Here is an 8,204-nt window from a genome sequence, read left to right on the forward strand (position 1 = left end):
CTAAAAATGCATGTAGATAATAAAAAAAAGATAAAAAACAAACTTAATTGAAAAGTTTGAGTGCGCGTTTGTAAGAAAAATCTACAAAAGTATAAAGAAGAGGTACCGACTAAAACAATTAAATGCATAAACAAACTGATGATCCCAAGTCGAAGCCAAATATCTCCTTCTACATTGGGTGCAAAGGCTAAAACAATAGCAATAACTTGAGAAACAATAAGCGAAGCTAGTACGCCTCGCTCATTAAAAAGAGCCGAAAAAAGCAAACCATCATTTTTTAGTGACTTGCTCATAACGACTCTCCTATAATCTAAATTTTAAATTAACGTAGCTCTACAGGAACAGCAAATACGATATTCTCTTCTTCGCCTGGGTTTTCAACAACCTGCGTACCACCAAGATCTTTTAATCGGCTTATAACTTGTTGTACAAGTACTTCTGGCGCAGATGCACCCGCAGTTACACCTACTGATTTAGAACCTGAAACCCACTGCTCTTGCACATCAGTTGCATCATCAATTAAATAAGCAACAGTGCCCATTTTATCTGCAAGTTCACGTAAGCGATTAGAGTTAGAGCTGTTTTTAGCGCCAACAACTAATAGCACATCAACTTTGTCAGCTAAGTCACGAACAGCATCCTGACGATTTTGCGTTGCATAACAAATATCATCTTTACGAGGTCCGTCAATTGATGGAAACTTATTGCGTAGTGCATCAATAACATCAGCTGTATCATCAACTGATAAAGTCGTTTGACTACAGTAAAAAAGATTTTCAGCATTTTTTACATTAAGCGCAACAACATCATCAACGGTTTCAACAAGATAAATGCCACCGTCTGAGTTATCATATTGTCCCATTGTTCCCTCTACTTCAGGGTGACCATGATGTCCAATTAAAATACACTCAATACCTTTGCGACTCGCACGTGTAACTTCCATATGCACTTTAGTTACAAGCGGACACGTTGCATCAAATACTTTTAAATCACGACGTTTAGCCTCGCTGCGAACCGCTTGCGATACGCCATGTGCGCTAAAAATAACAATACTGTCGTCAGGTACTTGATCAAGTTCTTCAACGAATACCGCACCACGGCTTTTTAGTCCATCAACCACATAGCGGTTATGTACTACTTCGTGGCGAACATAAATTGGCTTTTCAAAAATATCTAAAGCGCGCTCAACAATACTAATAGCACGGTCAACACCAGCGCAAAAGCCGCGAGGATTAGCTAGTAATATTTCCATTAACCTTCCACCTCAATAATATCAACTTCAAAGGTTAAACGCTGGCCAGATAAAGGGTGATTAAAATCAATCGTTACCGACTCACCTTGCACTTCGCGGACTAAACCAGGAAGCTCAGTGCCATCAGGTTGAGTAAACGCAATAATTGCACCTACCTTAGCTGGTGTTTCTGGACCAAACTTACTACGGTCAACGTAGTAAATATTATCTGGGTTTGGTTGACCAAAAGCATCTTCAGGTTCTAATTCAAACGTTTTACTTTCGCCTGCAGTTAAACCTAATAAACACTTTTCGAAGTTTGCCGTTAAGCTGCCATCACCCATTGTTAATTTAGCAGGTTTGTTGTGTACCTTGGTAGAATCAGCGGCAGAGCCATCTTCTAATTTAATAGAAAAATGGAAAATAACTTGCGAGTTTTCACCAATTACAGCTTGGCTCATGCTTTATGCTCCTTTGGACTCTCGCCGGTGAAGGCGTCAAATAACAATAATGCTGCGCCAATACAAATAGCGCAATCGGCAATATTGAATACAGGAAAATGTGAGTCTTTATAAAAAACGTGAATAAAGTCGATTACATAACCATACGCAATACGATCGTATAAATTACCAATAGCGCCAGCAAGTACCAATGCATAAGCAGCGCATAGTACTTTATTTGTAGCAGGTAAGCGTTTTAGCCACCATACAAGCAAAGCACTAATAGCAACGGCAATTGCACTTAAAAACCAGCGCTGCCAACCACCCGCTTCACTTAAAAAGCTATATGCAGCACCATAGTTATGTACATAAGTAATACTAAAAACAGGGAGTAAGTTTATAGACTCTTGATAAGCCATAGTCCCTACAACAAGTGTTTTACTGGCAAAGTCTATTACTAAAAGTAATAGACTCAACCAAAGCCACACTAAACCACTTTTTTGGGCTAGTTTGCTCACTAAGAATAACTCCTAAGCGAATTGACGCTTTTCACCTTCGCCGTCAACATTACTTACACAACGACCACAAATTTCAGGATGAGCAGGCTCAACACCTACATCTTCGCTGTAATGCCAACAACGCTCACATTTAGCAGCATCTGTTGCAGCAACGCTAATGAACAAACCTTCAATCTCGGTAGCTTGTGTATCTGCAGGCTGGCTATCAACTTCAGTAACATTCACGGCTGATGTTAACAATACAAAACGCAGTTCATCACCAAGCGCGTTTAATTTAGCGGCAAGCTCTTTACCCGTAAATAAATTTACCGTTGCTTGAAGTGTTGCACCAATGACTTCTTCTTTACGTGCAGCTTCTAATAAGCGGTTTACTTCGTCACGTACAGTTAAAATCTCTAACCAATCATCGTTACTAAATTGGCTATTTGTTGGCGCTTGTAAGCCATCGTACCAAACTGATGTAAATACGTAGTCACTACGCTCACCCGGTAACGCTTCCCAAATTTCTTGTGCGGTAAAGCTCATAATAGGTGCCATCCAACGCGTCATTGCTTCTGCAATATGATAAAGCGCAGTTTGACAAGAACGACGTGCATGGCTATCACTCTTAGCTGTATATTGACGATCTTTAATAACATCTAAATAGAACGAGCCAAGCTCACCCGTACAGAAGTTCATTAGCTTTTGCGTTACTAATAGCATTTGGTAGCTGTCGTATGCGGCTAAAATCTCGTCTTGCAACTGAGCTGCACGGCCAACAATCCACTTATCAAGCTCAACCATATCATCAACAGCTACTTGATCTGTTTCTGGGTTAAAACCATTTAGGTTAGCAAGCAAGTAACGGCTAGTGTTACGAATACGGCGGTAACGATCGGCTGAGCGTTTAAATATTTCATCCGACACAGTCATTTCTGCCGTGTAATCGGTAGAAGCCACCCACAAACGTAGAATGTCAGCACCTAGTTTATTCATCACATTTTGTGGTGAAATAACATTGCCTAACGACTTAGACATTTTACGGCCGTTTTCATCAACGGTAAAACCATGCGTAAGCACTTGCTTATATGGTGCATGTCCATTAATCGCAACTGATGTCATCATTGACGACATAAACCAACCACGGTGCTGATCAGAACCTTCAAGATATAAGTCAGCTGGACCAACCAAGTCTTCACGTGCATCTACTACACAAGCGTGTGACACACCTGAGTCAAACCATACATCTAGCGTATCTTGCACTTTCATGTATTGCTTGGCGTCTTCTTCACCAAGTAAAGTAGCTGGTTCTAAATCGTACCATGCTTGTATACCAGACTTTTCAACAAGCTCTGCTGCTTGAGCAATTAGCTCTTGTGTATTTGGGTGAAGTGCACCGGTGTCTTTATCAACGAACAATGCAATAGGAACGCCCCAAGTACGCTGGCGAGAAATACACCAATCTGGGCGGCTTTCAACCATGTTAGAAATACGGCTTTCGCCCCACTCTGGTAACCACTGCGTGTTTTTAATCTCAGCAAGAGAATCTTGACGTAAGTTAGCCTGATCCATACTTACAAACCATTGTGGTGTAGCACGGAAAATGATTGGTGTTTTATGGCGCCAACAATGCGGGTAACTATGCGTAAGCGCATGGTGATGCATAAGCGCACCACGCTCTTTTAATACTTCAATTACGCTCGCATTTGCCTTAAATACGTGCTGACCTGCAAAAAGTTCGGTATCTGGTAAATAAACACCATTTGCACCAACAGGGTTAGCCACTTCAAGGTTGTAATTTAAACCAGCCACGAAATCTTCTTGACCATGGCCTGGGGCGGTATGTACAACACCAGTACCTGAATCAGTAGTTACGTGTTCTGCAACAATCACTGGTACATTAAAATCATAAAAAGGATGGGCTACTTGCAAGTTTTCAAGCGCTGCACCTTTTACATACCCTAGTACGTGAAAGTGATTAAAACCAAAACGGTCCATAGCATCTTTAACAAGCTCAGAACCTAAAATTAGACGTTGTTGTACGCCTTCATCTTCAACCTGTACTAACGCATACTCTAAATCGGCATGCACAGCCACAGCGCGGTTTGCAGGAAGCGTCCACGGTGTTGTTGTCCAAATAACAGTACCAACACTGCCTTCACCTTTATGACCATCAGCCAGATCAAAGGCACTAACAACAGCATCTTGATCAACAAATGTAAAACGCACATCTATTGCTGGAGACTGCTTATCTTGGTATTCAACTTCTGCTTCTGCTAATGCAGAGCCACAGTCTGTACACCAATGCACAGGCTTTGCGCCTTTATGCAAATGACCTTTTTCAATAATACGACCAAGCACACGAATTGCATTCGCTTCAAAGTCAAAGTTCATTGTTAAATATGGCTTATCCCAATCTGCAAATACGCCTAAACGTTTAAAATCAACTTTTTGACCTTCAACTTGTTTTTTAGCGTATGCACGGCATTTTTCACGAAACTCACTCGCAGTAACTTTTACACCCGGCTTGCCTACTTTTTTCTCAACCATTAACTCGATTGGTAAACCATGACAATCCCAACCTGGAACTAATGGTGAATCAAAGTCAGATAATGTTTTAGACTTAACAATAATATCTTTTAATATTTTATTAACTGAGTGGCCTAAATGGATATCGCCATTTGCATACGGAGGGCCGTCATGCAAAATAAAGGTTTTTTTACCTTTCTTAGCGCTGCGAATTTGACCATAAAGGTCGTCCTCATACCATGCTTTAAGCATTTTTGGTTCACGTTGTGCCAAATTGCCACGCATTGGAAACGGTGTTTCCGGTAAGTTCAAAGTATGTTTATAGTCGCTCATTTATCCTACATTCCGTCTCTATCGGCTACCTGATTTAAACCAAAACACTGCTTAGCGGCAGCAACATCAGTTGCTATTTGCGCCGTTAATTGTGTTAATGTCTCGAATTTTTTCTCATCGCGAAGTTTTTCTATTAACTCCACATGCATAAATTGTCCGTAAATATCCTGTGCAAAATCAAAAAGGTGAACTTCTAATAATGCACGAGTTCCATTAAATGTCGGCTTATTACCTACATTTGCAACTCCAAAAATCTGTTTTCCTGCAATCGTTGCTTGCACTGCAAACACTCCGTTGACAGGACACACTTGGCGTTTTAGGGCTATATTTGCCGTTCTAAAACCGAGTTCACGTCCTCTTTTCCAGCCATGTATAACACGCCCAGAAATAGCATAATCGTGACCAAGCATTATTTTAGCACTCGCTAAGTCACCGGATGCTAAAGCATCTCGTATTAAAGTGCTGCTTACTCTAGCATTTAATTGACGAAAGCTCGCGGTGCTTTTTACATCCATGCCCGCTTGCTTACCCATGCTAGCAAGTAAGTGAAAGTTACCTTGGCGTTGCTTTCCAAACTTAAAATCATCACCAACAGTAAGTGCTTTAACACCTAACTTTTTAATCAAAATCTCATTAACGAATTGCTCAGCATGCATGTTTGCAAATTGCTGATTAAAGCTAATGCAAATAACTCGCTCAATACCTAAATCACTCAATAAACGTAACTTATCTCGTAAGCGCGTTAACCGTGCAGGGGCATTGTTTTTAGCAAAAAACTCTTGTGGCTGGGGTTCAAACAGCATTACAGTGCTAGGCAAACTATGCGCTTTAGCATCGCTAAGTAAACCTTTTAATACTTCTGCGTGGCCTAAATGAACGCCGTCAAAATTACCAATAGTTAACACACAACCAAAATGGTGTGGGCGAATATTGTGTATACCTCTAATTAACTCCATGCCACCTAATGCCTTGTTTAGCGAGCTATTAATTACGGCTAAAAAATGATTAAAGCCGCAGAGTTGCCGATTATAATCTTTTTTTTAGTTTGATTCAGTAATTGCTACACTTTTTATCGTATTTAGTCTAACGCCCATCACAAATAGCATTGCAAAGTAGCTAATACCTGCCAAAGCCACTAGCGCTACTAATAATATTACTTGCTGTGTAAAGGCCCATGTAGCCCAATAATAGTAACTGCTCACAAACCATGTGACAGCTCCCATAACAATACTTGCAACAACACATTTAAGTGTAAAACGCATACTCATTGATGAGAACTGGTATACATTTTCTTTTTTAAGCTGTCTGTATAATAAAAATGCATTGCAGCTAGCCGATAACGAAGTAGCAAGTGCCAACCCTAAATAACCAATGAAAGGAGCCAGCATAATGTTAAACACCATATTAAGTACTAAGGTAATAATACCAATACGCACCGGTGTTTTTGTATCTTGACGAGCATAAAAGCCAGGAGCGAGTACTTTTATTAGCATAAAGCTTACAAGTCCGACCGAATATGCGACTACGCCTAAGCTTACAGCTTTGACATGATCAATACTGTCTTCTTTAAATGCACCGTGGTCGAACAACACGGTAATAATAAGTGGGCTGATGATCATCAAACCTATCATTGCTGGCAGGCCTAAAAATATAACAAAACGAACTCCCCAATCGAGAGTATGCTGAAAGTCGCTACTTTTTTTACTGCTATGTAGTTTAGAAAGCGCCGGTAAAATAACTGTCGCAATACCAATACCAAATAACCCCAGCGGAAATTCAATTAAGCGGTCTGAATAGTAAAGCCATGCAATTGAGCCCGTCATCAGTAATGACGCAATCATGGTATCGAGCAACAGATTAATTTGACTAATAGAGACACCAAACAAAGCCGGTAGCATAAGTTTTCGTACTTTTTTTACGTTTTCGTCTTGCCATGCCCAGCGCGGACGCGCCAACATTTTAGCGCGATACAAGAACGGTAATTGAAATAGTAGCTGCACTACACCACCGACAAATACACCTATGGCAAGTGAATAAGCACCTACCGAAAATTTATCATGTAAAAAAATTGCACACGTAATAATAGAAACATTAAGCAAAACTGGTGTAAATGCAGCAACAGCAAAACGGTTATACACATTCATTACCGCACCACTAAGTGCAACTAAACTTACAAAAAATAAATAGGGGAATGTAAGTTTAAGTAGTGAACTTGCAAGTTCAAATTTTTCGGCATTAGGTCCGCCTTGCCACCAATCTATAAACCAACCGGTACCAAATAGTGCTGCAATAACAGGGGAAGCAACAACACCAATAATAGTGACAATTAGTAAAATGGTTCCTAATGTGCCTGCTGCTTGTGCAACAAAAAGTCTGACCTTGTCGTCGCCTTGCTGTTCTTTAATTTCACTTAGCACAGGTACGAATGCTTGTGCGAAGGCACCTTCTGCAAATAAACGGCGTAAAAAATTAGGAATACGGTTAGCAAATAAAAAAACATCAGCCGCTGCACTTGCGCCTAATAAATTGGCAACGACAGCATCTCGAACGAGCCCTAAAATACGCGATATCATAGTCATACAACTAACAATCATACCAGAGCGAAATAAACCTTTTGACACCTTAAACCTACTCAAAAATCCTCAAGATAGACGATTATGCCACAGTCTTTTTTATAAATCGCTTTAAAGCACTAGGCTGGGGGTCTGTGCTTTGTTACAATGTCTATATTAACTGCTAAAGCGGCAAATTGATGCTCGTTATATGGTGCAGTTTTTCTTGGATTGTTAAATTTAAATTGACATCCATGATAGAAACAGGCATATTCCACGGCCTTTAATTTAAGCTTTATTTTAAGATTGTTAGGAGCAAACCTTGGCTAACATCAAGTCTGCAAAAAAACGCGCTATCACAAGCGAAAAAAACCGTCAGCACAACGCAAGCCGTCGTTCAATGATGCGCACTTACTTCAAAAAAGTAATTGTTGCTATTGAAGCGGGCGATAAAGAAGCTGCACAGCAAGCTTTTTCTGTTGCTACACCTATCCTAGACCGTTACGCAACTAAGGGTCTAATTCACAAAAACAAAGCAGCTCGTCATAAGAGCCGTATAGCAGCTAAGATTAAAGCTCTATAATTTGTTTTTGATAGAATATAAAAAACCGGCTTTTGCCGG

7 protein-coding genes and 1 pseudogene are annotated in these 8,204 nt (G+C 40.3%); 1 reads left to right on the forward strand and 7 read right to left on the reverse strand.

From position 1 onward, the window contains the following. From H5072_RS06705 to murJ, 7 genes and pseudogenes are all read right to left on the reverse strand, one after another. Positions 1–293: pseudogene (locus tag H5072_RS06705) on the reverse strand (alginate biosynthesis protein); the annotation flags it as partial. A gap of 29 nt (positions 294–322) precedes the next feature. After that, positions 323–1,252 carry a 4-hydroxy-3-methylbut-2-enyl diphosphate reductase gene (gene ispH, locus H5072_RS06710; protein ID WP_002958232.1) on the reverse strand — a complete coding sequence of 310 codons (930 nt, stop codon included), beginning with the start codon at positions 1,250–1,252 and terminating at the stop codon, positions 323–325. Next, complete coding sequence (fkpB, locus tag H5072_RS06715) at positions 1,252–1,692, reverse strand: FKBP-type peptidyl-prolyl cis-trans isomerase (protein ID WP_002958231.1); 441 nt, start codon at positions 1,690–1,692, stop codon at positions 1,252–1,254. Before fkpB ends, ispH begins: the two co-directional genes overlap by 1 nt. Beyond that, the gene (lspA, locus tag H5072_RS06720) at positions 1,689–2,189 is read right to left on the reverse strand and encodes a signal peptidase II (protein WP_182693072.1); all 501 of its coding nucleotides are present in this window, start codon (positions 2,187–2,189) and stop codon (positions 1,689–1,691) included. The genes fkpB and lspA overlap by 4 nt, the downstream gene beginning before the upstream one ends. Positions 2,190–2,201: 12 nt before the next feature. Further along, positions 2,202–5,030 carry an isoleucine--tRNA ligase gene (gene ileS, locus H5072_RS06725; RefSeq protein WP_182693073.1) on the reverse strand — a complete coding sequence of 943 codons (2,829 nt, stop codon included), beginning with the start codon at positions 5,028–5,030 and terminating at the stop codon, positions 2,202–2,204. Between the two features lie 5 nt (positions 5,031–5,035). Further along, positions 5,036–5,986 (reverse strand): bifunctional riboflavin kinase/FAD synthetase, encoded by a 951-nt coding sequence (gene ribF, locus H5072_RS06730; protein WP_024596625.1) that lies wholly within the window; start codon positions 5,984–5,986, stop codon positions 5,036–5,038. 84 nt (positions 5,987–6,070) lie between these two features. Beyond that, positions 6,071–7,609 carry a murein biosynthesis integral membrane protein MurJ gene (murJ, locus tag H5072_RS06735; protein WP_370660919.1) on the reverse strand — a complete coding sequence of 513 codons (1,539 nt, stop codon included), beginning with the start codon at positions 7,607–7,609 and terminating at the stop codon, positions 6,071–6,073. A 295-nt stretch (positions 7,610–7,904) separates the two neighbouring features. Between murJ and rpsT the strand changes: the two genes are divergently transcribed. Further along, positions 7,905–8,165 carry a 30S ribosomal protein S20 gene (gene rpsT / locus H5072_RS06740; RefSeq protein WP_002958225.1) on the forward strand — a complete coding sequence of 87 codons (261 nt, stop codon included), beginning with the start codon at positions 7,905–7,907 and terminating at the stop codon, positions 8,163–8,165. The last annotated feature ends 39 nt before the right edge of the window (positions 8,166–8,204 follow it).

Origin of the sequence: Pseudoalteromonas sp. SR45-5, from assembly GCF_014163565.1 — a bacterium.
GTDB classification, from domain to species: domain Bacteria; phylum Pseudomonadota; class Gammaproteobacteria; order Enterobacterales; family Alteromonadaceae; genus Pseudoalteromonas; species Pseudoalteromonas distincta.